The sequence below is a fragment of the Niallia sp. NCCP-28 genome (genome assembly GCF_023168165.1).
Taxonomy (GTDB): Bacteria; Bacillota; Bacilli; order Bacillales; family Cytobacillaceae; genus Niallia.
The window spans coordinates 505,253-530,423 of the sequence record NZ_BQYJ01000003.1 but is presented as its reverse complement, the minus strand read 5'-3'; the positions used below and the strand labels follow the sequence as shown (position 1 = coordinate 530,423).

General features: G+C 33.8%; 23 protein-coding genes and 1 pseudogene. 7 read left to right on the top strand and 17 right to left on the bottom strand.

Going from position 1 to position 25,171, the window contains the following annotated elements:
* Positions 1-455 precede the first annotated feature (455 nt).
* Positions 456-1,256, top strand: coding sequence for a polysaccharide deacetylase family protein (locus tag NCCP28_RS11885; protein ID WP_248561612.1), 801 nt, complete (start codon positions 456-458; stop codon positions 1,254-1,256).
* 206 nt (positions 1,257-1,462) lie between these two features.
* Here NCCP28_RS11885 and NCCP28_RS11880 read toward each other — a convergent pair whose 3' ends face one another.
* The 3 genes from NCCP28_RS11880 to NCCP28_RS11870 form a co-directional block, all read right to left on the bottom strand.
* Positions 1,463-2,209 (bottom strand): amino acid ABC transporter ATP-binding protein, encoded by a 747-nt coding sequence (locus NCCP28_RS11880; RefSeq protein WP_282579561.1) that lies wholly within the window; start codon positions 2,207-2,209, stop codon positions 1,463-1,465.
* A 16-nt stretch (positions 2,210-2,225) separates the two neighbouring features.
* Entirely contained in the window at positions 2,226-2,885 is a 660-nt protein-coding gene (locus NCCP28_RS11875; protein ID WP_248561611.1) for an amino acid ABC transporter permease, read from the bottom strand.
* Between the two features lie 78 nt (positions 2,886-2,963).
* On the bottom strand, positions 2,964-3,746 hold the full coding sequence (locus tag NCCP28_RS11870) for an amino acid ABC transporter substrate-binding protein (RefSeq protein ID WP_248561610.1): 783 nt from the start codon (positions 3,744-3,746) through the stop codon (positions 2,964-2,966).
* 517 nt (positions 3,747-4,263) lie between these two features.
* Between NCCP28_RS11870 and NCCP28_RS11865 the strand changes: the two genes are divergently transcribed.
* Positions 4,264-5,232: a bile acid:sodium symporter family protein gene (locus NCCP28_RS11865; protein ID WP_248561609.1), complete on the top strand. Its 969-nt coding sequence runs from the start codon at positions 4,264-4,266 to the stop codon at positions 5,230-5,232.
* A gap of 133 nt (positions 5,233-5,365) precedes the next feature.
* On the opposite strand, the gene NCCP28_RS23825 is transcribed toward NCCP28_RS11865, so the two are convergent.
* The 3 genes and pseudogenes from NCCP28_RS23825 to NCCP28_RS11855 all read right to left on the bottom strand — a co-directional run bounded on the left by NCCP28_RS23825 (position 5,366) and on the right by NCCP28_RS11855 (position 6,366).
* Positions 5,366-5,491, bottom strand: coding sequence for a peptidoglycan-binding domain-containing protein (locus NCCP28_RS23825; protein WP_375709395.1), 126 nt, complete (start codon positions 5,489-5,491; stop codon positions 5,366-5,368).
* A 151-nt stretch (positions 5,492-5,642) separates the two neighbouring features.
* A pseudogene (locus NCCP28_RS23820) lies at positions 5,643-5,714 on the bottom strand (hypothetical protein); the annotation flags it as partial.
* A gap of 205 nt (positions 5,715-5,919) precedes the next feature.
* Positions 5,920-6,366, bottom strand: a complete 447-nt coding sequence (locus NCCP28_RS11855; RefSeq protein WP_248561607.1) for a hypothetical protein — start codon at positions 6,364-6,366, stop codon at positions 5,920-5,922.
* Positions 6,367-6,620: 254 nt separating this feature from the next.
* Between NCCP28_RS11855 and NCCP28_RS11850 the strand changes: the two genes are divergently transcribed.
* Entirely contained in the window at positions 6,621-6,956 is a 336-nt protein-coding gene (locus NCCP28_RS11850; RefSeq protein WP_248561606.1) for a hypothetical protein, read from the top strand.
* A gap of 268 nt (positions 6,957-7,224) precedes the next feature.
* Here NCCP28_RS11850 and NCCP28_RS11845 read toward each other — a convergent pair whose 3' ends face one another.
* From NCCP28_RS11845 to NCCP28_RS11835, 3 genes are all read right to left on the bottom strand, one after another.
* The gene (locus NCCP28_RS11845; RefSeq protein WP_248561605.1) at positions 7,225-7,377 is read right to left on the bottom strand and encodes a YfhD family protein; all 153 of its coding nucleotides are present in this window, start codon (positions 7,375-7,377) and stop codon (positions 7,225-7,227) included.
* Positions 7,378-7,598: 221 nt separating this feature from the next.
* Positions 7,599-8,306 carry a GntR family transcriptional regulator gene (locus NCCP28_RS11840; protein ID WP_248561604.1) on the bottom strand — a complete coding sequence of 236 codons (708 nt, stop codon included), beginning with the start codon at positions 8,304-8,306 and terminating at the stop codon, positions 7,599-7,601.
* Positions 8,307-8,429: 123 nt separating this feature from the next.
* Positions 8,430-9,839: a GH1 family beta-glucosidase gene (locus NCCP28_RS11835; RefSeq protein WP_248561603.1), complete on the bottom strand. Its 1,410-nt coding sequence runs from the start codon at positions 9,837-9,839 to the stop codon at positions 8,430-8,432.
* Positions 9,840-10,330: 491 nt separating this feature from the next.
* On the opposite strand from NCCP28_RS11835, the gene NCCP28_RS11830 reads away from it, so the two are divergent.
* The gene (locus tag NCCP28_RS11830) at positions 10,331-11,200 is read left to right on the top strand and encodes an SDR family oxidoreductase (protein WP_248561602.1); all 870 of its coding nucleotides are present in this window, start codon (positions 10,331-10,333) and stop codon (positions 11,198-11,200) included.
* A gap of 538 nt (positions 11,201-11,738) precedes the next feature.
* Here NCCP28_RS11830 and NCCP28_RS11825 read toward each other — a convergent pair.
* Positions 11,739-11,936 (bottom strand): hypothetical protein, encoded by a 198-nt coding sequence (locus NCCP28_RS11825; protein WP_248561601.1) that lies wholly within the window; start codon positions 11,934-11,936, stop codon positions 11,739-11,741.
* A gap of 470 nt (positions 11,937-12,406) precedes the next feature.
* Here NCCP28_RS11825 and NCCP28_RS11820 point away from each other — a divergent pair, with 470 nt between their 5' ends.
* Positions 12,407-13,642: a type I restriction endonuclease gene (locus NCCP28_RS11820; protein ID WP_248561600.1), complete on the top strand. Its 1,236-nt coding sequence runs from the start codon at positions 12,407-12,409 to the stop codon at positions 13,640-13,642.
* A gap of 214 nt (positions 13,643-13,856) precedes the next feature.
* Here NCCP28_RS11820 and bglA read toward each other — a convergent pair whose 3' ends face one another.
* Complete coding sequence (bglA, locus tag NCCP28_RS11815; RefSeq protein WP_248561599.1) at positions 13,857-15,296, bottom strand: 6-phospho-beta-glucosidase; 1,440 nt, start codon at positions 15,294-15,296, stop codon at positions 13,857-13,859.
* A gap of 308 nt (positions 15,297-15,604) precedes the next feature.
* Here bglA and NCCP28_RS11810 point away from each other — a divergent pair, with 308 nt between their 5' ends.
* On the top strand, positions 15,605-16,315 hold the full coding sequence (locus NCCP28_RS11810) for a GntR family transcriptional regulator (RefSeq protein ID WP_248561598.1): 711 nt from the start codon (positions 15,605-15,607) through the stop codon (positions 16,313-16,315).
* 768 nt (positions 16,316-17,083) lie between these two features.
* Here the strand turns inward: NCCP28_RS11810 and NCCP28_RS11805 are convergent.
* The 5 genes from NCCP28_RS11805 to NCCP28_RS11785 all read right to left on the bottom strand — a co-directional run bounded on the left by NCCP28_RS11805 (position 17,084) and on the right by NCCP28_RS11785 (position 22,333).
* Positions 17,084-17,608: a YehS family protein gene (locus tag NCCP28_RS11805; RefSeq protein ID WP_248561597.1), complete on the bottom strand. Its 525-nt coding sequence runs from the start codon at positions 17,606-17,608 to the stop codon at positions 17,084-17,086.
* Between the two features lie 548 nt (positions 17,609-18,156).
* Entirely contained in the window at positions 18,157-18,984 is an 828-nt protein-coding gene (locus tag NCCP28_RS11800; RefSeq protein ID WP_248561596.1) for a dihydrodipicolinate synthase family protein, read from the bottom strand.
* 381 nt (positions 18,985-19,365) lie between these two features.
* Complete coding sequence (locus NCCP28_RS11795; protein ID WP_248561595.1) at positions 19,366-19,758, bottom strand: hypothetical protein; 393 nt, start codon at positions 19,756-19,758, stop codon at positions 19,366-19,368.
* Positions 19,759-20,314: 556 nt separating this feature from the next.
* The gene (locus tag NCCP28_RS11790; RefSeq protein ID WP_248561594.1) at positions 20,315-20,770 is read right to left on the bottom strand and encodes an NUDIX hydrolase; all 456 of its coding nucleotides are present in this window, start codon (positions 20,768-20,770) and stop codon (positions 20,315-20,317) included.
* Positions 20,771-21,676: 906 nt separating this feature from the next.
* Positions 21,677-22,333 (bottom strand): serine/threonine-protein kinase, encoded by a 657-nt coding sequence (locus NCCP28_RS11785; RefSeq protein WP_248561593.1) that lies wholly within the window; start codon positions 22,331-22,333, stop codon positions 21,677-21,679.
* Between the two features lie 316 nt (positions 22,334-22,649).
* Between NCCP28_RS11785 and ndk the strand changes: the two genes are divergently transcribed.
* On the top strand, positions 22,650-23,111 hold the full coding sequence (gene ndk / locus NCCP28_RS11780; RefSeq protein WP_248561592.1) for a nucleoside-diphosphate kinase: 462 nt from the start codon (positions 22,650-22,652) through the stop codon (positions 23,109-23,111).
* A 365-nt stretch (positions 23,112-23,476) separates the two neighbouring features.
* Here the strand turns inward: ndk and solA are convergent, their stop codons facing one another.
* Complete coding sequence (solA, locus tag NCCP28_RS11775) at positions 23,477-24,631, bottom strand: N-methyl-L-tryptophan oxidase (RefSeq protein WP_248561591.1); 1,155 nt, start codon at positions 24,629-24,631, stop codon at positions 23,477-23,479.
* Between the last annotated feature and the right edge of the window lie 540 nt (positions 24,632-25,171).

Below are 25,171 nucleotides of genomic sequence, written 5' to 3'. Positions count from 1 at the left end.
AAAACGAATGCAAGCAAAAAAATTTTTTTGCTACATAGTTAATTCACATTATTTTTTATTTATACAAACTCCTCTCTTTTTTGTTTGCCTAATTATCTTACTTCTTTTATCTATATACTTCTTTTATCAATCTATCAAATTAATTCCTCTAATAATGGCTTCCTGCATCGAAAAAAATTGGCAAGGAATTTATTTTATTTATACATACGATACATGTTTTTTGAGAATTTTCATCTAAGGTTTATAACTGTCATTTTCTTTTTCAGCTTAATCTCTGCATTATACAAAACATTGTATCATTCAACTTACCTAACAGGTTCTCTACTGCATTAGTTCCTTTCTATCTGTCTTACAGTGCAACTAAACCCTGTCAATTATTTCATAGCATATTCTCCTTAAATATTTTTAATAAAGACTTCATAAACTAAGTTCATCATTAATAAGGAGTGCACTTAATGAAAAAATTATATTTTTTTACAACGCTTTTATTCACTTTTTTCTTTTTTTATCAAACTCATACATTCGCATCCGCTAATAGTCGGGAAACATATGAAAAAACGGGACATGTTTTTTGGGACGTAAATACAAAAGAAAAATTAGTTGCCCTTACTTTTGATGATGGGCCTCATCCCGTTTTCACCCCTCAAATACTGGATATATTAGCTAAATATGATGCGAAAGCCACTTTTTTTGTAGCTGGCAATAAAGTAATCCGATTTCCTGATGTTTTAAAACGGGAAGTAAAAGAAGGGCATGAAATCGCCAATCATACGTTTCACCATCTTCATCATAATATGACAGCAGAAAAACTATCAGCTGAATTAGAAAAAACAGATACTATTATAAAAAAATTCACTGGTTTTAAGCCATCTCTTTATCGTCCTGTAGGAGGCATTTATAATGATGTCATTATAAATACCGCAATAAAAAACAGAAAAGAAGTTGTATTATGGTCATGGAATCAAGATCCTCGCGATTGGGCAAATCCTTCTGCCGGTCAAATTTGCAACTATGTAACAAAAGGAATAAAACCAGGCAACATCATTCTATTTCATGATTGGCATGGCAGTGAATATACACAGAATTGTCAAACAGTGCATGCATTAGATAATATTTTGGAGTTTTTATACAAAAACGGATATAAATGCGTTACGGTATCTGAACTGCTCTATCGATCGACACAACTTATTCCAGACTCTTTTGGCATTTACCCTGTCAAAAAAGCAAAAACATCTCATATTGATTTAATTTTTTAGAGAAGGCAATAAAAAACAGCACATTGTTTAATTTCCTCTTCTGTCTTTCTATCATTTATTTTTCAACTATCTTTTGGCTATCGTTGCTTCTTTTTACTAATACTTTGCTTCATTTTTTGACAAAAAAAACACCAAACACCAACCATCATGTATAAAAAAGCTGCACACAATAACCTCTTATTGTGTGCAGCTTAATCAACGATCTATCATTTAAAATTCCGATTCAAAAATGCTTTAGTCCGATCAAATTGTGGGTTGTTAAAAAATTCATTTGGATGAGCAGATTCGACAACTTCTCCATTATCCATAAAAATCACTCTGTTTGCCACTTCTTTCGCAAACCCCATTTCATGTGTCACAACAATCATTGTCATATGTTCTTCAGCCAAATCCTTCATTACCTTAAGGACTTCCCCCGTCAATTCTGGATCAAGCGCTGATGTTGGTTCATCAAACAGCAAAATTTCTGGGCTCATCATCAAAGCTCGGGCGATGGCAACACGCTGCTTTTGTCCCCCAGAAAGATTAGCAGGATAGGCATTAGTACGGTCCGTTAACCCAATTTTCGCCAACAGGTCTTTAGATTTTCCCTCTATTTGTGATAAAGACTCTTTCTTCGCCATTTTTGGTGCAAGTTCCAAATTTTGTTTAACCGTTAAATGTGGAAAAAGATTAAAATGTTGAAAAACCATACCCATTTTAGAAGTAATCTGCTTAATTTCCTTTGGTTTTGAATAGACGCCATCTTCCACTAAGCGGTCGCCGCAAACCGTGATGCTGCCCCCTTGTATTTGTTCCAAATGCACAAGGCTTCTCAGCATCGTGCTTTTTCCTGATCCAGAAGGGCCAATTACTGCAACTACATCGTTTTTATTCACATCAAAAGATATTTGCTTTAACACCTCTAAATCCCCGTATGATTTTTTTAAGTTGGAAATTTCCATAATCCCCATATTGTTCACTTCCTTTTTATTCAAATTTAAATTTTCGTTCCATCCATTTAAATAACAATGTTAATATTAACGTCATGATTAAGTAGATAATCCCCGCTACAAAAAACGGAACAATCGTAAAATCGCGGTTTACTGCTGTTTGCGCAAAATGCAAAATTTCAGGAACAGCAACTGCGTATAAAAGCGCCGTATCTTTTACTAAAGTTACCGATTCGTTTGCAACTGCAGGAAGTGCAATGCGAAACATTTGCGGCAAGATGACACGTGTAGTTGTCTGCCATTTATTTAAACCAAGCACTTGGGATGCTTCATATTGCCCTTTATCAATTGCCAAAAGACCCCCACGAAAGATTTCTGCAAAATAAGCGGTATAATTCAAAATAAATCCTAATGAAGCAGCAGCAAAACGGTCCAATACCATATATTCACCAATAACAGGAATCATCGGCAAACCAAAACAGATAAATAATAGCTGCAATAATAATGGCGTTCCACGCATGACATAAATATACGTATGAGCAAGCCATGCGACCGGTTTAATGCTGCTTCTAACAGCAAGTGTTACAACAAATCCCAATGGAATGGAAGCGATAATCGCAACCAGAAATAACAGAATCGTCGCCTGAGCCCCTTCTAGCATCGGCTTTGAAATGGAGATGATATAATCTAAAGACATAAAAAAATTCCTCCAATAAACAAAACAGGGCTTCTCTAGGAACCCCTGTTTTGCCCTATAATTATTTTAACTTATTTTTTAGTTTAATACTTTATTTTCGCCAAACCACTTTTCAGAAATCTTAGCGGCAGTTCCATCTTCATTCATTTCGTCCAGTGCTTTTTGCAGCTTCTCCAGTAACGCTTCATTTCCTTTTTTCACGCCAATTCCATACTCTTCTGGAGCCAGAGACTCATCTAGCACTTTAAAGCTGTCTTTTTCTTTTGTCATATAATAATCAATTACCACTTCATCAATAACTACAGCATCCAAGCGGCCTGATTTTAAATCATTTAACGCCATTACATTATCAGAGAACTCCGTAACTTCTTTAATCTTAGATTTAATTGGATTAGCATCTAACGCATCTGAAGCGGAAGATAATGATTGAAGCCCCACAACTTTTCCATTTAAATCAGCCAATTTTGATAGTTTGGAATCTTTTAGCGTCACCACAACTTGCGCATTTTTTAAATATGGTTTTGTAAATAGAACTTTCTTTTTGCGTTCGTCTGTAATCGTATAGCCATTCCAAATCAGATCAATTCGACCACTGCTTAGTTCCGATTCTTTTGTTTTCCAATCAATTGGCTGAAACTCTACTTTTGCGCCCATTTTTTCCGCTGCTGCTTTGGCATAGTCAATATCAAATCCAACAATTTTATTGTCTTCATCACGGAAACCCATTGGAGCAAATTTATCGTCGATTCCAATAATTAATGTATCATCATTCCCTTTTTTTTCCTTAGATGTACTTGAACAGCCAGCAAGAATAAGAAATAATGCTGTTAAACTTAGGATAATAGTTGTCAAACGTTTCATCTTGTAGAAAACCACCTTTAATGAAGTTAAATTTTACTCTAGCTTGATTATAATTTGTACATTTTTTGCATTTACGAAAAGCTAATAAAACAACTGTTATGTATAATTTCCCGCAAATACTTTATCACGATAATATATTAGAGAAGTGAATCAATAAACTTAATCTATCATGAAGCTAAAGGCACTGTCAATATTTTTTTTAGTATATTAGCAGACTAAAGTGTTTATCTATTAATAAATCTACTAAAATATTCTCTGTTCCTATTAATAGTAAATAAAAAAACCTTTAAAATCATGGTTTTAAGCTGCTTCAGCTTTTATGCTAAAGCGTTGGTTTTGATTTTTTTCCTTTTTCATCTATTATTCATTTACAAATATATACTAGAAGAAATCTCCTCTTTACATCTGCAAATCGCAAAATAACTGAAAAATATATTGATTTTTTAAAATATTTAAATTAGTATAAACAGATAGAAAATTTGTTAGATAATCTGACAAAGTATTTGGAGGGTTTTGGATGGAAGTCATTGAAAAAGTCAGTAGTTTTGCGGGGAAAACATTTACTCTATGGGTGTTGTTTTTTGCTATTATTGCTTATTTTTCCCCAGATCAATTCGTTTGGCTAGGAAATTATATTGTTCCGTTACTTGGAATTGTTATGTTTGGAATGGGTTTAACTTTAGAAGCATCCGATTTTAAAGAAGTGATGAAAAGGCCAAAAGATGTAGCACTTGGAGTTATCGGCCACTTTATTATTATGCCTTTAATTGCCTTTGGGCTTGCAATTGGCCTTGATTTGCCGAAAGAAGTTGCAATAGGAGTCATTTTAGTTGGCTGTTGCCCAAGCGGCACAGCATCAAATGTTATGGTATTTTTAGCAAGAGGCAATGTCGCCCTTGCAGTTGCCATTGCCTCTGTTTCTACTATTATTGCACCAATTGTTACACCGCTATTAATCCTTTTATTTGCAAGCAAATGGATAAATATCAGTGTTGGTTCCTTATTCCTTTCAATTGTGCAAGTCGTGATTGTGCCATTAGTGCTAGGGGCCATCATTAAAAAATTCTTTGGAAAACAAGCCAGCGCTGGCGCAAAAGCAATGCCATTAGTTTCCGTTATTGCAATCGTTTTAATTGTATCTGCTGTCGTTGCAGGCAGTGCAGCTAAAATCGCCGAAACAGGACTGCTGATTTTCGGAGTAGTTATTTTACACAATGTACTTGGATTTTTAATTGGATTCTTTTTTGCCCGATTATGCGGCATGGACCTTGCCAAACAAAAAGCAGTGGCAATGGAAGTCGGTATGCAGAATTCCGGTTTAGGAGTAGCTATCGCTTCTGCCCATTTCTCGCCTCTTGCTGCCGTTCCAAGTGCCATTTTCAGCGTATGGCATAATATTTCCGGCTCTCTGCTTGCCAATATATTTAGCCGTATGAAAGATAAAAAGGAAAAAGAAGAAAACCCTGATCAAAATTTATCCGCTTAAAAAAGAAAACAAACATCCTCTTCCCTATAACAGGAGAGGATGTTTGTTTTCTTTTTATAGTCATTTAAAATGGACCATTTTGCATTCTCATCTTATTCTTTCATAAGGTTATTGCTCTAAAATGCCTTATTGCTTACTTGTTCAATTGTGTTAACATGGCAGAACATGTTTTAGCTCCATAAATGCCATCTACCGGGTTGCAATAAACACTTTGGAACCGTCTTAAGGCATCCTCCGTTTTTGCCCCCAAAAATCCCATCAAGAGTTCCACAATTAAAATTCAATTTATTTAAGGCCACTTGGAGTTGTTTTACTCCATTTCCTTTATGCCTTTTTTTATATACACCTGTCGGCAAAGAATAAGTTGTTGTTTTTGAAGTGGAAGCAGTTGTTTTTTTCGGATCGCTTAAGTAAAGCAGCTGTTCAGAAAAGGTGGTTTTTCCTGCATCTACATGTGCCGATATTCCAATTGTTTTGTTCATTCATAACGTGCTTCTCTTTTAGTCTTCCTCTACTATTCTAGCAAAAAAACAGATCATTTCTAATGATAAAACTTATGTGCCAACGTATAGCAAGAACCACCCTGCTACTCATTAAGATAATTGATTTATATTAAACACTTTTTATGCATTGGTTTATATGCTTGTATCAATAAGCTGAAAATATTGTATACAATAATGCTTCAGCTTATTGAACAAACGACTTATAGTATTTTAATAAAATAGATAAAAGAACAGGATTGCAAAGCGCGGAATACCACCAATTCCACCATCCATAATGAAAATATCCCCATGGTTCAGGAAGTAATGTCAACAATTCATAACCTACCATAAAAATTTCCCAATAAAAGAAATAAACAATTTTCTTTTTTATAGAAGCATTCAGCGGATACCAATTTAAAAACACCATATTCACAGGGGGCAATAATACTGTTACTGCCAGTAGAGACAGCCAATCAATATCTTTAGAAAAATACCAATACCCTCCATATTTCAAATCTATCATAACATCCACAACTGTTTGGAATGCCACTGTAAACATCCATATATGAGCAATCTGTTTTTTTGATAAATGTGCATTTATACGGAATGCTGCCATGTTAAAAATAATAATCGATAAAAAAAGTCCAATCATAAAAGAATCCTTTTTTTGTTATATTTTATACTAACTTTCATTTTTTACTCTTTGAATGATAAAACCAGTTAGAAATCCTTTAAAAATAGACATCAGGAGAATTTATAATTTATTCTATTTCCTTTTTTAGGTCTTCTTTTCAGTAATTCTGCTGCATATAGTGATAAGGATAGCATAAGACTTTAAACTACCTGTTAAGGCCTTTACAGATGCTCTCTTTATTTCCACTAGAGAAAAGGATGTGAATAATCAAAATGGAATTAACTACTTTTATACGATTAGCGCAGGAATTTTTAGCGGAAAGGGAGCAACAAGGATGGGTCATCGAGGTCCTGATCGAAGAGTTCGGAAATTACCTTGTTTCCATAAAAAACGAGGAAGGAATCGAAGTGCAGTTCTTTATTGAATTAGACTTAGAAAATTATGTGCATCTCAGTGATGCAACTTGCCAAAGCAAGCTAAGTTATGGTGTGATAAGAAAAAAAGGAGAAAATGAACTATTTGCCAAAAAAGTCTTGCAGGCATTTCAGCAATTTCTCGCCGAACATTCAGCAAAAAGGAAATCATTTTTTATTGTATATAAAAAATAAGTTCTTGATTTTTAATACTATCCTTTTAAGTGCGACTATATGCAAAGACAGCTCTCTGTATCCCAATAAATCATTAAAAACATACCATTCCATTAAGCTTCTGTGCCCTTTTTCCACCATGTTTTTCTTCATCTATTCCCATCTTTTTTTCTAGTTATTAGTGTGCCTTTATTTAATGAGCGGAAAAAATCCAGCCCTTTATAACAGATATAATCAAAAAAGATTACGTATCATCCGTAATCTTTTTTGCTCTAAAATCTTTCTCTTTTTATTTAGGTTTTGGAACGTTTAATTTCTCTTTTTCGCCTAGCTCAGAAGCAAATTCTTCGTCAACGCGGTTGGCTTCTATTTTTAAATTTCCAGGTGTTTGCGGCAATGAATTTTTATTTCCTGAAGCCTTTTGCTTGTTCGCTCTTCCCATAAGATAGCCTCCTAACTAAATTTAAATCTGTATTAGTATGGCTAGAAATCCAATTAATATTGCTTATTTTTTCGATAAATATTTATTTTGATAACGTGCAGATTCTGTAAAATACAATCAAATAATAGAAAAAAAGAACGAAGTGAATTCTTCCGCTCTTTTTGATATTTTTAACCACTTATTAATTTTCTGCCCGTCTTCAATGAAAACTTTTTTAATTTTCATTGAAAATTAATGCGGTTTAGGATTTTTGCTTTTTGATAATGGAAAATAGATTTAGATAGTTCAAAGATCGTTCCATTTGCCAAACATACTGTATTTTCAATGATTAATGCTGGATCATTGGGATGAACCTGAAGCAATTTTGCTGTTTCTTCCTTGATTTTTTCACAGTTGATGACTTTATCGGCAAAACTAATGTTTAACTTTAAGTCATTTATCAGATAGCTGTAAATAGAATGGGATGCGATCTCTTCATTTAAATATGGGACAATATCTTTATTAAAGTAGCTGATTTCAATGGAAAATGGCTCCTTATCAACAATTCGCAGCCGCTTTACATAATAAAGTTTTGTGCCTTTTGTGCAGCGCAATTTTTTTGCTTTTTCTTCATCAGCTTCTATCACTTGTATGGCAAGGATTTTCGTCTCAATTTCTTTTCCGGCCAAATCTTTTGTTAGTCCTCTAAGGCTCCCTAAATTTATATAATCGGTTACCGGTTGTTCCCGCAGAAACATGCCGCTTCCTTGCACTTGATAAATATAACCTCGATTAACAAGCTGATTAATCGCTTTACGGATGGTGTTGCGGCTTACTTCAAATTTCTTCATCAGTACATCTTCTGTCGGCAGTTTTTTCGTATCATCAAATTTTCCAGTTTGTATATCCTGTTCCAGACGATCCGCTATTTCTTTATATTTTACAGTCATAATATCTCCCTATCATTTGTTCCGATATTTCCTGCTTCTATTATACACAAAACCTCTTGATTAACATCAAGAGGCGAGCTTGCAATATCCTTTTTTCATAGACTGCACACAAAATTTTTGCCCTTACAGCTCTTCTCCTCGGGTTTCAATGATATGTTTATACCAATGAAAAGAAAGTTTTTTCTTGCGGTTTAATTGGTTTTGATGATCAACATAGATAAATCCATACTGTTTTTTATACCCATTGAGCCAGCTTAATAAATCAATTGCAGACCATGCATAATATCCTTTTAAATGAATGCCTTCTTTAATGGCAAGCTTTATCACTTTTAAATGTTCTTCAATATATTTAATCCGGGGAACATCTACTATTTCACCGTCTATAATTGGATCCTCATCCCCGAGCCCATTTTCTGTTACATACATTTTAATGTCGCCATAACGCTCTTTTAACATATGCAGACCGTCTAAAAATCCTTGTGGCGAGATTTCCCAGCCCCATTTTGTATAGGTTTTATCTTCCATTTTTACTGTTTTATAAAAACCATCAAAAGACGGGTTTCCTGGTGATAATGTGGAAGATTCCCTTGAATGCTCCATCGATAAGGCCGTTTGATGATTTTTTTCTACGCGAATTGGCTGGTAATAATTCAGTCCAATAAAATCATTATTGCCTGCATTTCTTTTCAGCGTAGCGAGTTCTTCTTCTGTCCAAGTTGGCGTCCAGCCTTTCTGCTCCAATTGCTCTACCACATAGCTTGGATACTTTCCTTTTAAAATAGGATCATAATACCAGAACGTTTCATATTCATTCGCATGCCTTGCCGCAACTATATTCTCTTGTTTTTCATCTACACTATAAGCTGGCAAAAAAACATGAGTAATGCCAATTTCTCCATATTGATTTAGTTTCTTGTAAACTTCTACTGCTTTTGCATGGGCATAAAACACATAATGTGTTGCTTGAAAGTATTTTTTCTCATCATTTTGAATACCAGGGGGATGTGCTCCTTTTAAATAGCCTAATCCGCAAAACATGACTGTTTCATTAAAGGTAATCCAATGTTTGACTCTGTCTCCGAATGCCTGAAAACAAATTTCTGCATATTTGACAAAAGCTTCAGCTGTACGTTTATTGGTCCATCCCCCATCTTCCTCAAGAGGCAAAGGCAAATCCCAATGATACAGTGTTGCAAAAGGAACAATTCCATATTTTAAGCATTCATTAATGACATTATTATAAAATTCCAATCCTTTTTCATTTATTTCTCCATCTCCAGTTGGCAAAATTCTTGCCCACGAAACAGAAAAACGGTACGATTCCAGCCCCATCTCTGCCATTAATTTAATATCTTCTTTGTATCGATGATAATGATCAATCGCCACATCACCATTTGTACCTTCAAACGTTTTGCCTGGAATCTTGGAAAAGACATCCCAATTTGTTGCTCCTTTCCCATCTTCATTCCATGCTCCTTCAATTTGATACGAAGCAGAAGCCGCTCCAAATAAAAAATCATGTGGAAACTTCATTTTCTCCCCTCCATTTATACCAACTTATTAAATTTATAGTAACATATATTATTTATTGGTACAAATATAATCATATAAATTTTTTCCCACTTTTAATTAAGAAAAGGAGAACCTTTATTAGCAAAAGTTTTTATTCTAAGAAAATGCTTCAGACATTGCCAAAAATAGCTTTCATGCCAATAATTTTCTTTTTTAATAGCTTCAGTAATTAGCGGCCAGACTATTCCAGTTGATTAATAAAGATGGTCCAGTTCCTTAGAGCTGGACCATCTTTATTATTTAGGCGCATGTATTTCTTTTTATACGATTAACATAGCCATAAAGTCCCTTTTTAATATAAAACCCTAATATTAGAATGATTATTTTGCATAATACCCACTATACTACTCATTCATCATAGGAAAGTTCCTGTTCTATTTTTTATGTTTACGCTCCTTTTTCTTGTGGAAAGTATCAGATATAACCATTAGAAAAAGGAGCGGATAACAAACATGGAACCAAAAGATATGCAGACAAATGGCACACCAAAACAACATCAGGATAAACAGCCTGGCATGGAAGGAAAAATGAATCCCCTTCCTCATCAGCCCAAAAACTATAAAGGTGTAGGCCGCCTCAAAGGCAAAGCTGCACTTATTACAGGCGGAGATTCGGGAATTGGTCAAGCTGTTGCGATTCTTTATGCAAAAGAAGGCGCCAATGTTGCCATCTCTTACTTAGATGAACAAGAAGATGCCGAAGAAACAAAAAAACTCGTAGAAGCAGAAGGTCAAAAATGTTTGCTGCTTCCTGGCGATATAAAGGACGAAAATCATTGCATTGATTTAGTAGAAAAAACGGTCGAAGCATTTGGCAAAATTAATATTCTGGTAAATAATGCGGCGATTCAATATGTGCGGGAAGATGTGCTGGAGATTTCATCTGAACAGTTTGAAGAAGTATTCCGTGTAAATTTCTTCTCCCAATTCTATTTAACAAAAGCTGCAGTGCATCATATGAAAGCTTGCGACTCTATTATCAGTACCTCAAGCATCAATGCATACCGAGGAAATCCAAAATTTATGGACTATTCTGCAACTAAAGGCGCCATAACAGCATGGACACGAAGCATCGCCCAAAGCCTTGCAAAAAAAGGCATCCGAGCAAATACGGTAGCCCCAGGACCAGTTTGGACACCACTGATTCCATCTTCTTTCGATGAAGATGGGGTAGAAAAATTTGGCCAAGAAGACAATTTGTTCGGACGCCCCGGACAACCGTCAGAACATGCATGGGCATATGTGATGCTCGCATCTGATGAATCATCCTATATGACAGGTCAAGCAATCCATATTAATGGAGGGGCCTATACTTCTTCTTAAAATAAGGCTCTTTTCTAAAAGATTGTTGTTTTTCCAAAAGCTTTGTAAATGCGAGAAGTCAATAAACAAGGCTAGTTGATTGGAGTGGAAGGTGTGAGACTCCTGCGGGATTAGCGGGATAGTGGAGACCCCACAGGCGGTTTACGCCGAGGAGGCTCCACGCCCGCCCCGCGGAAAGCGAGCATCCTGAAACGAAAATCACTGCTCAATACTTGGTAAAAAGCAACAAAGTTTGCGAAAACAGCCTAAAATAAAAAGTATCCTCTAAAAGGGCATCAAATTGCATTTAATTTGATGCCCTTTTATTTTGCTATATTTCTATTTAGTTAAACTGCATTTTTCCCTCTTTTTATATAGCGGAATAAACGTTCACAAGCAATTATAATGAACAGCATGATAGACATGCTATTTAAAACAGTTTTGAAAAAATACAGTGAATTTAAATTATTTATTACCATTGTAGATAGTATCAAAAAGAGAACAACAAAATTTAATAGTCTATTATTCATGTAGATTCCTCTCCTCCAATTTTATACGATTAAAAAATCAACTCACTTTCATAACCAATTCGCTCAACCGTAAAAAGCGGAGGACTCTTTTTCATACTTCGCTCTCCTTCAGCATACAGCTTTTTTCTATTGTCATCCCACAGTTTAACAGCTTGTATGCTATCTTCTGCTAATATAAGATGCCTTCCGTAATTGGTGGTAATTAAATAATATTCCTTTTCTTCCATAGAATAATACCTCCTTATATTATATATATCCTTTCATTTCTTAGTTTTTAAAATAAAAATGTAAAAACCACATAATAATTCCCCTCCTAAATTATAGCTCATATTTCGATTATGGATTAACAGAACTACTATAATAGCAATAATCAAACGTGAGAAAATTATGAAAAAACAATAAAATATAGAGAAAATTTGGAAAAAAAATGATATTATTTATTTAAGCACTAAAGTACTATATAGGTTATCACATACGAAAGAACCAATAAAAACTCAAACAATTAATTGCTCCATTTGCTATCCACTTTTATCTAACAAATAAAATACAGATCATTCATCTTATTCAGAAGAGATTCTTAGATTAATAGTTCATTTCATACATAGATACTAACATTTCAAAAACTTATTATGACTATAATTTATATTTGAAAGCTTGAATAGAATGGTAAAAATAACAAATTTGGAGAGTGTTTAATATGAATCTTAAGGAATCATTAGAAATGTTAAATAAAGTCGTTAACGAAAATAAGGAATTAATTAAGAATGAGGAATCTACAAAACAATTTTTAATTTTGCCTTTACTTAGAGGCCTAGGTTATGACACATATAGTCCACAAGAGGTGACGCCAGAATTTACGGCAGATTTCCATAAAAAAAATGAAAAAGTAGATTATGCCATTTCGATAAATGGAGAGCCCAAAATTTTTGTGGAAGCTAAACCAGTGAACAGTAAAATAACAAAAAGCGCCCCGCAATTAAGCAGATACTTCAGCACCTTTCCTAATGTGCGTCTAGGCATTTTAACGAACGGCATTGAATATCACTTTTTTACCGATTTAAATAATACTAATATTATGGATTCTGCTCCCTTTTTCATATTTAATATAACAAACTATAATGAAGATGATTTTAACCACCTAGTTAAATTTTCCAAAAACCTTTATGATTATGAAAGTATAAAATCTCTGGCTGAATCCCTTATATACTCACAATCATTTAAATCGGTAATTAAAGAAATATTTGAAAGCCCCAATGACGACTTTATTAAATTTGTGATAAAAGAAAGGTTTAAATTCAAAGTAACTCAGCAATTTATCAATACTGCAAGACCACTGGTTCAAAAATCCATCCAAGAAGCATTAACAGAAATTATTAGTGAAAAATTTGATATCCCTACCCCTATACATAATCAAGTGATGCAAGAAGCAGCTGCTGACATAGAAGAAATACAACGAGAAGAGAAGAAAATTTATTATTCTCCAGAAGAAATTGCCTCCTTAGGTACTTTTGAAGAATTTGAAGGTGTAAAAGTTGTTCTTCCCAGTTCTGAATCATACAAAAAATTACTAAAAATGTCGCCAACAGGATATTCTGTAGAAAAAGGCAATCCATTAAGTGATTTTTTTGTATCATCTGTTCTTTTACAAGGAAATGCTATTGCAGGATACTTAATTGGACAATATTACAATAATCAAAAGGATACTACTTTATATACAGTGAAATCTAATGAAATTGCAAAATTTTTAAAAGAGAATCCAGTTGTTGTGCAATCTGGCTTTGTTAATGCAAGACTGGGATCAAGACTAAACAAAAATACGAATGAAAAAACGTATTATTTAAAAAGTTGTTTAACCAATCTATCATTTCGAGATATTCCTAATCTTGTATCAAAAGTGGATGATATTGATGCATTTTTTTATAGTATGCAATAGCTTTAACTTTGCCGATTTCAAACAAATCAATTTTCAAGCAAAAATCCAGGTGAAAAAGTTAAAATGATATGAAGTGGCTACACAATTTATTCAACATAAAAGGAGCTGCTGACAAGTGAGGCAATTCCTTTTATGTTGAACTATTAAAAAAACGAAAAAACCGCAAAATGCCATTTTCCCGTTTTAGCCATTTATAAACTTCAGGATGTGTATTTTATAATTCCGCTCCATTGGTCTCCATCACTTTTTTATACCAATCAAAAGAATCCTTTTTATAACGCTTCATTGATCCATTTCCTTCATTGTCGCGATCGACATAAATCATGCCATAACGTTTTTTCATTTCTCCTGTTGTAAAAGAAACGATATCAATAATTCCCCATGGCGTGTAGCCAATTAAATCCACCCCATCGTAAGTTACTGCTTTTTCTAATGCTTCAATATGTGCTTTTAAATATTCCATTCGTTCTGGGTCATGAATAGAGCCATCTTCTTCTACTGTATCTATTGCACCGAATCCATTTTCTACAATAAATAATGGTATTTGGTAGCGGTCATAAAGGCGATTTAATGTATATCTTAATCCAATTGGATCAATTGCCCAACCCCAATCACTAGATTTAATGTATGGATTTTCCACTCCATTAGGCAATCCGCCATTTACAATATCTCCTGTATTGTCTTGTACAACATCACTTTTAACCGTTGTAGACATATAGTAGCTGAATCCTAAATAATCAACGGTACCATTTCGTAAGATTTCTTCATCTCCATCTTCAAACTTGATGTTATATCCTTCTCTTTCAAACTCTTTTAAAACATATTGCGGGTAAGCCCCGCGAACATGTACATCAGGAAAAAAGAATCGTTGTCTCATCACTTCTTCTGCCAACATGATATCTTCCGGATTTGAAGAGTAAGGATAAATAGGCACATGGGAAACCATTGCTCCAATTTGGAATTCTGGGTTAATTGTTTTTCCTTTTGCTACAGCTATTGCACTCGCAACTAATTCATGATGACCTGCTTGATACATCACTTCTTTTGCATTTTCTCCCTCTTCTACCACAACACCTGAGTTTGTCCATAAGAAGAGCGGATTGTGGACATCCATTTGGTTATTGATTTCATTAAATGTCATCCAATACTTTACTTTGTCTTTATATCGGATAAAACAAACTTCTGCAAACTTTGCAAAAAAATCTACTACTTGTCTATTTTTAAATCCGCCGTATTCTCTTGCCAGATGCAATGGCATTTCAAAATGGGATAATGTGATGACAGGTTCAATTCCATGTTTTAATAATTCATCAAAGACATTATCATAAAATTGCAAGCCTTCTTCATTTGGTTCTGCTTCATCCCCTTTTGGAAAAATTCTGCTCCATCCAATGGAAGTTCGCAAACATTTTAAGCCCATTTCGGCAAATAAGGCAATATCTTCTTTATATTTATGATAAAAATCAATTGCTTCATGGTTTGGATAAAATTTTCCTTCTTCAATCGTTTCCGTTATTTCTCTTGGTACCCCATGTGCACCTGCAGTCATTACATCTACAACACTTGGCCCTTTTCCTCCTTGATTCCATCCACCTTCAAATTGGTGTGCAGCAAGTGCTCCGCCCCATAAAAAATCATTTGGCATTTTTGTCATATTCATTTCCTCCCTAATTTCATTATCAACAATCTATGCTGATTTCAGATGCCTGCATTATGCAAAATCATTGAGTTAAGAGTTTTTTCTCCTGCAGGTTATTATCTTTTGCAGCCGCTCAATAACCCAAGCATTTAATTTCTATTTTAGTGATAATATATTGTACAATCATATTGTAATTGTACCGGTATAATTTATCGATACCCAAATAAAATTTTTATTTGTTCATAATTTTATAATGAGCTTTTAATAAGATTATGCTATAATTCGAATAATAGATGATATCAATACGCTAATGAGGAATGTATATGTTAAAATATCAGGAAATCTCAATCGAAATAGAAAAATATATAGAAGAAAATGCTCTTCAGCAGGGAGATAAGCTGCCAGTACTCGAGACTCTAATGGCTCAATTTGCGGTAAGCAAAAGTACAATTACCAAATCGTTGGACTTACTCGAGAAAAAAGGAATCATTTTTCAAGTCCGAGGCAGCGGGATTTTCGTTAGAAGGCATAAAAGAAAAGGTTATATTAGTTTGCTTTCCAATCAAGGATTTAAAAAAGATTTGGAAGATTTCCAGATCACTTCCAATATCATTGAGTTAGATGTACGAACACCGACAGAAGAAGCAGCCCATAATTTAAATATCGAACCAAACGCCGATGTTTATTATGTAAAAAGAATCCGCTATATTAATGGCCAAACATTATGTGTAGAGGAATCCTATTATAATAAATCGATTATTTCCTATTTAAATAAAGAAATTGTTTCTGAATCAATATTTAACTATATTAGGGAAGGATTAGGATTAAAGGTTGGCTTTAGCGATTCCTATCTTCATGTAGAGAAACTCAATGATGAAGAGGCAAACTATTTAGGGCTGAACAAAGGAGATCCTAAACTTTACGTAGAAGGAATTTTTCATTTAACAAACGGCCAGCCATTCGACTTTTCAAAAGTGACCTATAATTATCAGCAATCACAGTTTTTTCTTCAATCAAATGGATATTTATTATAAAAAAAGCTTGGTTTCTTCTTTAGAAATCAAGCTTTTTTGCAGTTTTTGATGGAAACATAATACCAAATATTTTTATGTACTATTACGGAAAATACCTAAAAAGCACCTGATTTCATTCAGATGCTTTAATTAACTGACTCTCCTATCCAGTTCTTTTAACAGCAAATAATTCAGGTACTGATTCCATACTGCGTTCCCCTTCTTCCTATTACTTCCTCCTATTCTCACCCCATAAATCAACAGCTTTAATACTATCTTCAGTTAATACAATATATTTACCATTGATTGATTCCTCTCCTGTTTAATAAAATTTTCAAATAAATTATCATATTATTTATGCATGTTATCTATATTCAAATTTATTTTACTATAAAGACACCTATTACTTTCAGCCAATTAGTTGTTCTGTTAATTAATTATATTAATTGAATGCGTAAAATTTTATTTTAAAAAATCAATGTCTTACTAGTTTAAGAACAATGATAGCTCAAATCCAATGACATAACAGGATTTGAGCTATTATGTGAGGAATTGGGGAGATTTAACTAACTCTTGGCTTGCTTCTTTAGCCTTTTTAGACGAAAAGTGAAACTAATAATCAGGTTTTACGCGCTATTTTCTATCCATCTAGATTTCTCTTCTTCTTTTATCATCTTGAAGCGTGAGACAAAAGCCCGTTAATGTATAATAAAAAGTGATACCATTAGTTAACAGGAATTATCATTTTGTGTAAAAATTCATTCCTTTTTAGCAACAATGTTATTTTTATTATCTATATTTTAATGCTAATCCTTTTAAAAAATTTCTAGCATATTTATCGCCACACTCTATGTAGTTCTTATGCCCTTCTTTTCTAAATAATGCGCTTAACTCTCCTTTTGTTACAATGACTCCTGCTTCTTCAAATAGATCAAGCATATCCTCACTTGTTAATGCTAGTGCTATTTTCACTTTCTTTAACAAAACATTATTCATAGTTCCATTATCCTTTACAGACATTGCCGGTCTATGAGATTGCCCTGGTTTTGGCTCTTGTTTTCCCCTTTTAAATATAATAAGTCCATTTAAAAATGACTCTAACATGAAATTGCTGCATAGCAGATTTTCTTCATTTATATTATCATTATGGTCATCTTCATCCTTGTTACTGTTCTTTGTTTTTTTCAGCAACTTTAGCACTTCTTCTTTTGTTACTTCCATGCCTCCAAGTTTAAATATCTCCACCATGTCTGCATTTTTTATATCTAGAGCATATCTCAATCGAATGAGTATATCATTATTATTCATATTCATCTTTCCTCCTACTATTTTCCAAACAGTCAAATCCCAGTATCCTATCTAAAGCGTTCTAAATTTCACTTCTCAAATAATAGACTACAGAACCAAAAAGAATAGGTTCTATTATTGCTGCTCCACTCGCTAATAATAACAAACATATTACTTGAAAGCTAATACCATTAAATTAATAGTTTAGCACTTTAAGGACATCTTTTATAGTTTGACTTGAATAACTATACCAGAAATTTTTAGTCACAGTAATACGCATATTAAAATAATATTTTGACCAGTGCATGCTACTAAGGGCGTTACATTCAGTATCTACTCGCATGCCAACTTGGGCAGCAAATAAATCTGCCGCTAACTTAGAAAAAATGCTAAATTGATTTTATGCCCTAGCATTTTTTAGAATTCAACAAAAACATTGGCTATAATAAAAAGACTTATATATTTCTATTCTATTTCTTCCATTAAATAGTCAAATAAACATATCGCAGTAAAAAACGCTTTACTGCGATATGTTTCAAGCATTGTGATGACGATAAATGTGCCGGTATACTAGATTAAGCATTCCCCAGCGGACTTCTGCACACTCCCATTGGTATTTCTTTTTCATTTATGGCTTTTTTCACATTAGCTAAAGGAGATCCAGTATACACTTCATCTAGTATACTGGTTATCTCCAACTTTTCTTGTTCTGTTATTATTTGCTTAGAAATTATATGCATAAACCATTCTTTCACTTTAAGTGGATATACATTGCCAGCAATAGAAGATAAGCGATTAAACCCTAATGGAATTTTTTCTTCTAGCTGCATTTCACCACCTGCATAAAAATAGAAATTTTTATTTTGAATCTCATTTTTTAACGATAACACCCTTTTTGTGCTGCCAGCTTCTTTTAGTCCAATAACCAATTCTAAATCACTTAATTCAATAATACTTTCTGATGATAAATCAAAACCTGTTCTTTTCGGATTATTATATAAAATAGTTGGCTTTTCGCTGAAATGAATAATTTTTTTTGCATAAATCAACGCTTCTTTCTGTGTCGGAAGGATATAAGGTGGATATCCAAGCAAAATGGCCGCTATTTTAGTAGGCTGAATTCTTTTTGCAAGTTCTACTGCTTCTTTTTGTCTAATAGAAGAAACTCCGAAAATGATTTCCATATTATCAATAAGTTCTTCCTCTGCTGCAAGAGCGTCAAGAATTTTTAATTTTTCTTTTAATGTTAAACTGTGCTGTTCTCCTGTCGATCCACAAACAAGAACGGAATGTATTCCCTGGCTATAAAGTGATTTAATATGCTCGATTGTTCCTTGTATATTTAATGATTCATCTTCATAAAATGCTGTTGGAACAGCAATATGCATCGTTTCTTTTAACATGAATTATCCTCCTTTAAAGTCACTAGTTTAAGTAGCTTTTGTTATATTTACTCTCACCATCATGTTCGAACTGTTCATAAAAATGATACTCTAAAAATTGCAAAATTTGGCTAATTAATTTTAAACTTTAAAAATATTATTTTTTAGCTACTTGTTATTATCGTAATGTTTCTCTCCCCTTTTTCTGTTCATGGTTTTCATAAAAACAAATAAATTAGATTGCATCAAAAAAATAGGATAAAATTATCAAATTCCTTGAACAGAGTCAAATGTATAATCTTTTCTTTTTTATTAAGTAATTGATGCTTAGTTTTGCAGTCTACTACTGAAAACTCTATTGGCTGTGTATGTAATTAATCGAAATTAGCAGATAGATTTATTTCAAAAAAATGCTACGAACAAACATAATATAAAGGAAATGCCAGAAATAGGAGTCATTATACTTTTTTCTATTTTACTTTTAGATAAAAGATTTACGATTGTATTTATCGCTAAATAAATAGCAAAAATCCATGTTAGTGTATTGGCTAATGTTTCACTTAAGCCAATCGAAAAAAAGTCAGATTGCTGCAATAAAACCAGCCCCATAAAAAGAAGTATTATTGCAGATACTCCACTTGCAAAGCGCAACTTTTTTGGTAACACCTTGTGAAATCCCCCCATTGTTGCCTTGCCTAAAGGGAATTCTAACGCAAGCAAAATTTGAAACATTGCTAAACCTATAAAAATAACCGTACTTATACTTGCAGCAATGCAAATTACTTCTTCCCTCAAAACCTCTCCTCCTTTTCCATAAATTATCCATTCTAATTATCTCACTAACAGTATTTAGTCAATAATTACAAAGTTTACTTCTAAGGCAAAACTAAATTTAAAGAAAAACAACACACTTTACGAAAAGCTTCCACTCATTTATTAGAAATGATAGATACCTATTTTTCCGAAAAAAATGCACTCAGCAAACAAGAAACTAGCATCTAGAGATAGAATCATGGGAAGTTTCCCAAAGGAGAAGATGGCTGCGGCTCTTTAAAATGGAACATGCAGCTAAACTGCTTATTAGCTGCATGTTTTGATTTATTCATTTTTGGTGCATGTTCCTCTCTGTTCACGCATCGGCATGGGAGCTGTCCTCGTCTTCCAAAAGTTTTATGATGGCTTGTTCGGCTAGATCGGCACAATAAACAAAAAAGAAGATGAAGTATAATTAAAGATGATAAAGTCTCTGTTTATTATTTTTAATAAAGAACAAAACCTCCATTGGCAGATTCTTAATAAATCATTTATGGAAACTCACTAGAGATATAACAAGCAAGATCAATTTTTTTCACTATCTATTCAGCTGTTTATTAAAAATATCGATGGAATGAATATCTTTTTTGATCAATTTATCTGTTATTTGCCTAAACACTTTTGGTTCCCGCAACTGTTCATAATCAACTAGCAAAAGGTCTGTCGCCTTCATCCACATGCTTTCTGAAATTATCTCCTCTTCCAGTTGCAGCGAACCGCCAATAATCTTACCGGTAAAGTGAAATAAAATAACTTGATCATCTGTATTGCTGCTAAAGTTATAGACACCAGTTGTACCATTCAGCTCCACATCAAACCCTGTTTCTTCTTTGACTTCTCTGCAAGCAGAATAAAGTATATCTTCCCCATATTCAATCCGCCCACCTGGAAAATTCCATTTGTTTATGGCATAAGATTTATTCTCTTTAATTATTAGTACCTTATTTTCTTGTATGATAGATACACTTGCTGCTAGGACCATTTTTTGACTCATTCTTTTCTCCTTGATTTCTATTCAGACTTCTCTCCGCTCAGCATCCATTCCTTGATTAATTTTTCTTTTCGAAAACTTTAGCCTTTTAACAATCCAATATGCTGCAGTTTATTTTTTTATAGATACATTGCCTTATAGTTTAAAAAAATAAATGCTATTATTATTTTTACCGTAGTTTCATAAATTCTCTTACAGTTTTCTTTATGTCCCTATGATTCAACAGGATACAGACTTTTTTTACTAAACAGAAAGATTTCCCAAAGCCCATCCTTTAATAAATTCTTCTAATGAAGAAGCAAGATAGATTGTTTTATTTTCACTATTTTCTTATCTGTTGAGGGTTGCCTGAAATGATACTTTTCTGATATGGAGGATACATGTTCTTTCCACATATTCCATTCACATGCTCCTTAACTTTATTCGATACGTTATCATTCGACACGATTATTACATATCCTTCTTTCACAAGCATGTCTTATTAGCTAAAAAAAACGCCCTATTTCAAGCATTTTGTTGCTTTGTTATATTTATTGCACAGCTGCGTGGACTTCTAGGACAGATATATTTCAATATTCAAAACAGAAATTCCTTTCACAGTTCCCCCCCCCTCCACAAAGGAAATAGCAGGAAAAACCCTTCTTTCTATATTCAGCAGCAGATTTTTGTCAAGCTTCTCTTTTTATTTGATGTGGCTTTTTTATGAAAAAAAAGAACCCCACTCTAAAAAGAGCAGGGTGTTTATGTTTCTTCATGATGTTGTACAACTAGTTTATTACCATCCCATATATTTTATGCAAAGAACTTGGCGAATGTATTAAGTCCTACAGTGCCATCAACAGTTAAATAATTATTTTTGAGATTTTTTTTTCAGCAATATACAACATCATATGTAATTAATTTATTATATTAGTTGATTTTAGAGAGCTTGCATTTCATTTTTTTATAAAATCTATATCCATACCTTATAAAATCTAAAGCTCTAAAAGGAATTTTCATTGGGAATTTATATAAAGTTTTTTTGTACAGTTTATAATAAGCTTGGACAAAATCTTCCCATTTTTCATCTTTTCCCTCTTTATAAAAGTCTGAGACATCGACAACATATCCTCTGCCATCTTTCATCATGACATTTTTGCCGTGAATATCATAAGGATTTAATCCCCGGCTTCTGGCATAATCTAAAGCTTCATTTATATCATCAATTACTTTTTCCGGAATTTTAACTCCTTTAGCAAAGGCATTATACAAGGTAATTCCTTCTAATCTTTTTAGAATAAGATAGCTGGGACCTTGATGAACTAAATAGGAATAGGCAGGGTGTTTATTTATTTTCCTATATATTTCTGCTTCTTTTTTTAAATTTTCTGCTCCCACTGCATTTATTTTGACTACCAGATCAGGCTCTGTATAATGCATAAATACAGCTGCATAATTTCCTACACCGACACACTTCCATCCAGCAGGCATGTTTTTTACAACAATTGGATTATGGGATTTTTTGCTCTCCAACACTGCCTTTTTTAATAACTCAGTTTCAATTAAGTGAATAAAATCATTTTTCATTGTTTCCCTCCGCTACTAGCTATTTTAGCATTTTTTCCTTAGCGCGCCCTTAATTTTTCAAGATAAAATTTCTTGCAAAAATATGATGACTTACTTATTAACGGAGGGGAAAAAAATGCAACAATAATAAAACAGGATAATAGCCATTTATCTATTGCTAAATGTGTTTTTGGTTTTATTGATAAAGACTGGTTTGAAATCTGCATTATTTTGCCATAATGGAGAATATGCAGAACCAACCTTCAAAAAGAAAGTTTAGCTGCGCTTCGCGCTGGCGGTTCTTTTTATGCTATTTATTTTATTACGAGGTGATCATATGACTTTACAGCGCACGTTTATCATGGTAAAGCCTGATGGAGTGAAACGTGGATTAATCGGAGAAATCATCAAACGCTTTGAACAAAAAGGCTTTTCCCTACTACATGCAGAACTTATGAGCGTTAACCGCACTAAAGCGGAATATCATTATATGGAACATCAAAATAAACCATTTTTTGGTGAATTAGTGGATTTTATTACATCTGGTCCTGTTTTTGCAATGGTCTGGGAAGGAGAAAACATAATTGAGGTTTCTCGTCTCATGATTGGAAAAACAAGTCCATCAGAAGCAATGCCAGGTACAATTCGTGGTGACTTTGCCGCTAAAAAAGAAGAAAATGTCATCCATGGTTCAGATTCTCTTTTAAGCGCGGAACGGGAAATTGAAAATTTCTTTGGTCTCCTAAAAAGACGCAACTTGGAAGATGATTTTCCATTCGAAGGCCGACAATCTGTTTAAATGCTTATTTCGCAAATCCCCTTAATTCTTAACGCCTTGAGGGGCTTTCTTTTTTATGTTCAACATTATCAATTGGTTTCTCTTGCCAATAAATCGAAAGTACCTATTTAACCATAAAGTGAAATTTCAATCAGTGCGGGTTTTCCACATCCTCCACTGATTGTTAGTGGAGCCAATCAGGCTTTTATGGGCAAGTTCCTCTCCACCTAGATTTCTCGTTTTCTCTTACAATCCCTTAGGTGGAGGTCAAAAGCCTGTTATTGCGTGATAAAAAAATAAAGCGCTATATGCAAGATATGCACATAACGCTTTATATAGTTATTCCAACTTCGTTTCAAAGGCTATTTTCCAGTAACCCTGCTAATTTAATCAACTGATCTATTAAACCCCTTGTTTTTAAAGCGATTGATGGAAAACGGAGCAATATTTTGTTCGCTTCTTCCTGAGATAATCAACTCACTTAAAATCTTTCCTATTGCACTGCTAAATTTAAAGCCATGGCCTGAAAAACCTGAAGCAATGGCAATGTTTGGATAATCAGGGTGCCTATCAATAATAAAATCTTCATCAGGAGTAAGTGTGTACATACATGTTTTTCCATACTTCAATTGGCCTGCAGATGGCATAAATTCCGCTAAAAATTGTGATACATCCCCTTCATCTTTTTTTAGCTCGCCAAATCTAAGCATTTCTTCTTCGGGCTTTATTGTTTCTCCTCCATCATGACGGCCTACTTTTAATCCAGCTCCCTCAACGCTCGGAAATCCGTAATACAGACCATTAGGCGTTTCAAACGAAAAAGCAGGAAAATCTTTGTGATTGTATAACTGTTCATCAGCTTTAAACCAAGCAAAGGTTTTTCTTATTGGATTGAGAGGCAAATGCAAATTCAACATAGAAAGAAGACTTCCAGACCATGCTCCTGCTGAGACTATTAATGACTCAGAAGTAAAAGTCTGTGCTTCCAATTTAATGATCACTCTGTTTTCATGCACGGACAATTCTTTTACTTTACTGTTTGGCAAAATCGTAGCTCCATGCCGTTCGGCAAGCTCCCGATATGCTTCTATGCATTCTTCGCATTTCAGCACTCCTGATGTTGGTTCAAAACATCCAATGTATTCATTGGATAAGGAAATGCCAGGCCATCGCTTATTCACTTCAGCTGAATCTAAAACCTCAAGGGGCAAGGAGTAAGTCTTTGAGCTGGAAATGATGTTTTGAATAAATTCAGATGCTTCATTCCCAACATTAAGAACGCCCGTTTGGAGGAACAGCTGTCTGCCGCTTTTTTCCTCTAATTCGTACCATAATTCTTGTGCTTTGAGGGCTAATGGAACATATTCTTCCCCTTCTCCATAAGCGTGTCTAATAATTCTCGTATCGCCGTGATGGCTTCCCTTGTTATGAGGGGGATTAAAGCTATCCAGCAACAATGTTTTTTTTCCGCTCTTCGATAAAAAATAACCTGCAGCCATTCCCATCGAACCTGCGCCAACTATAATTACATCATAATGCATACGCGGATTCCTCCATTAATCTATTGATCCTATTATTCTACTTTAGCGTATATTCTCACAAGATACAATCACGCTATAGTGAAAGACGGATGGATTTTTTTACAAAAATCAGGCTGTTTTTTACAGTTTGTTGCTTTTAAATGGAAGTCTGCATACAGTTTGTTGACCGTGAGTGAGCCGCCTATCTGCTTTGCCGCTTTGTTCCTGCTTAAGTCTTGCCTTTCTCGCATTCCCAAAAAAAACAACCCCTTCTGCTCAGGACCTATTCCACCCAGTTTTTGCAACATAGAAGCAACTTTGAGCAAACAGCCAAAATTAAAAACCTTTGCTGAGGGCTACATCTCTTTTCCCGGCCAACAGAAAAGCTCCATTTTGATTTTCTCCTCCATTATTCATTCGTTTTTTGTCTTTTCTGTTTTTTACTGTGACTGATTTTAAAACCAGTCGCAGTTAAAAAGTTTTATCCTTGTTATATCTTCCCATCACTCTAGAATAGCTGCCTGTAAAAACTTGATTGGTTTAACTAACCATCAATAAGGG